General features: G+C 69.5%; 1 protein-coding gene. It reads right to left on the bottom strand.

The window, feature by feature from the left end:
- A partial coding sequence (locus ACH492_RS40010; RefSeq protein WP_398994359.1) for an amino acid adenylation domain-containing protein occupies window positions 1-2,677 on the bottom strand: 2,677 nt, incomplete at both ends.

Raw genomic sequence — 2,677 nt, 5'->3', positions numbered from 1 at the left:
ATCGGCCAGGAGACGGCGTCCACGACCAGGTGATGGATGACGAGGAGGACCAGTTGGCCCCGCTCACCCCGGTCGACGAGAGCCGCACGAAGGAGTGGTCCGTCACTGAGGCCGAGACCGGCCTGCACCTCCGTGGCCCGCGCCTCCAGGAACTCCCCTTCGACGTCCGAGGCGGAGGCATCGATGACCGACACCAGGTCGGCCGGTTCGACGGCCGCCATCACACGGCCGACCCACTTCCCGTCTTCCTGCACGAAGCGGGAGCGCAGTACGTCGTGCTGTTCGACCAGCACGCCCAACGCCAGCCGCAGCAGGTCGGGTTCGACCCGACCGTTGATCTCCAGCACCGTCGACTGGTTGAAGTGCCAGGGCTCCGGCTGCTCACGCTCCAGGAACCACCGCTGGATCGGAGTCAGCGGGAAGTCTCCGACCACCAGGCCCTGTTCGGCATCCAATGAGCTCTCACCCGACGCCACCGACGCCAGACCCGCCACCGTCTGGTGGTCGAACAACTGCGCCACCGTCACGTGAACACCGAGCTCCCGGGCCCGGGCCACCACACGGATACTGCTGATCGAGTCGCCGCCAAGCTCGAAGAAGTTGTCCTCGGCACCAACCCGTTCCACACCGAGGACCTGCGCCCACACCCCGGCCAGCACCTGCTCGACGCCGATGCGTGGTGGAACGTAAGCCTCTGGCGAACCCACACGGGCTGCGGCATCCGGCATCGGCAGTGCGGCCCGGTCGATCTTGCCGTTCGCGGTCAGCGGCAGCGCGGCCAGTTCCATGAACACGGCCGGGACCATGAAGGCCGGCAGACTCCGCTGGACGTGGTCCCGTATGTCATTGACCGACGGTATGCCCTCGGCCTGGTCGGCCGGAACGAGGTAGGCGACGAGGCGACGGTCCTCGGTGTCCCCATGGGCCGTCACGACGGCCGAGCGGATCTGCGGGTGGGCGGCGAGTACGGCCTCGATCTCGCCGGGTTCGATCCGGAAGCCGCGGACTTTGACCTGGTCGTCGGCGCGGCCGATGAAGTCGAGCTGTCCGTCCGCCAGCCAGCGGGCCCGGTCACCCGAGCGGTACATGCGCGAACCGTCGCCCGTGTACGGGTCGGGCACGAAGCGCTCGGCGGTCAGGGCAGGGCGCCCGCCGTAGCCACGGGCCACACCGGTGCCGGCGATGTACAGCTCGCCTGCCACGCCGACCGGGACCGGGTTCAGCCGCTCGTCCAGGACGTATGTCCGCGTGTTGTCGATCGGGGCGCCGATCGGCGGCGCGCCCCGGCCGTCGGGATCGACGGTCGCGATGCTCGCGCAGACCGTGGCCTCGGTCGGGCCGTACGCGTTCAGCAGCCGGTGGTGTTCCCGCCATACGGCCGCTGTTGCGGCGTCGAGGCGTTCGCCCGCAGTGACCAGGGTGGCCATACCGTCCAGGTCGCCGGGGTTCAGTACGGCCAGCAGCGACGGCGGCAAGGTCGCCACCCGCACATTCCGCCCCCGCATGAGCGCGGCCAACGCCTCGGGCTCGGCGCGCTGTTCGACCGTAGCCACCACCAGCGTCCCACCCGATGCCAGCGTCACACACATCTCGGAGACGGCTGCGTCGAACCCGAACGGCGCGAACTGCAACACGGCATCCCCGGCTCCGACGCCGAAGGCCCGGCCCTGCGCGCCCACCAGATTCACCACACCACGATGAGCGACCTGCACACCCTTCGGCCGCCCCGTCGACCCCGACGTATAAATTACATACGCCAGCTGGTCTGCCCGTACGGGTACTTCAGGCGCCGTGGACGGCAGGCCATCGGTAACAGCCGGGTCGTCCAGCCACACCACCGACTCCACCGGTAGTCCGCCGGCCACCCTCGCCACCTCGGCCACCGACCTGTGCCCGATCAGCACCTGCGCCGCACTGTCAGCCAGCATGAACTCCAGCCGCTCGACCGGATATTCCGGATCCAGCGGCAGATACGCGCCACCCGCCTGCCAGACCGCCACCATCGCCACAACCATGTCGACCCCACGCGGCAGGCACAGCCCCACGATCGACTCCGCACCCAGGCCGGATCCGCGCAGGTGATGCGCCAGTCGGTTGGCGCGGGCCATCAGCTCCCCGTACTTCAGGACCGTCTCGCCGCAGGCCACGGCCACGGCATCGGGGTACGCGTCCGCCCGGGCCGCGATCAGCTCGTGGACCCCGGCCGCCGAAAGCATCGGCGCCGCGGTGTCATTCCACTCCTCGACCACGCGACGCCGCTCAACAGCACTCAGAACCGGCAGTTCGGTCACCCGCTGCTCGGCGTCAGCCGCGATCGCCTCCAGCAGCGTGACAAGGTGCCCTGCCATCCTCTCGATCGTGGAGGTGTCGAACAGCGCGGTGCTGAACTGGAACTCTCCCGAGAGCTCGCCGTCGGACTCCCCCAGCGTGACCACCAGGTCGAACCTGACCGGCAACTCGTCGGCGTCCGCCGGTCCGGCGTCGGGGTCCCGGTGGGCCGCTTCGGCCGCGGTGTCGGTGTGGGCCTCAGCGCGGGCGTCGGTGTCCCGGGGTTCCTCACCCGACTGCCCGTTGTCGTAATCGAAGAGGACCTGGAAGAGGGGGCTGCGGGAGCGGTCCCGTTCCGTGACGAGCTCGTCGACGAGTTGCTCGAAGGGGAGGTCTTGATGGGCGTAGG

The sequence above is a fragment of the Streptomyces sp. NPDC019443 genome (assembly GCF_044389785.1).
Taxonomy (GTDB): Bacteria; Actinomycetota; Actinomycetes; order Streptomycetales; family Streptomycetaceae; genus Streptomyces.
Note: the sequence above shows the minus strand (reverse complement) of the source record. Positions and strands in the feature narration are given on the sequence as shown.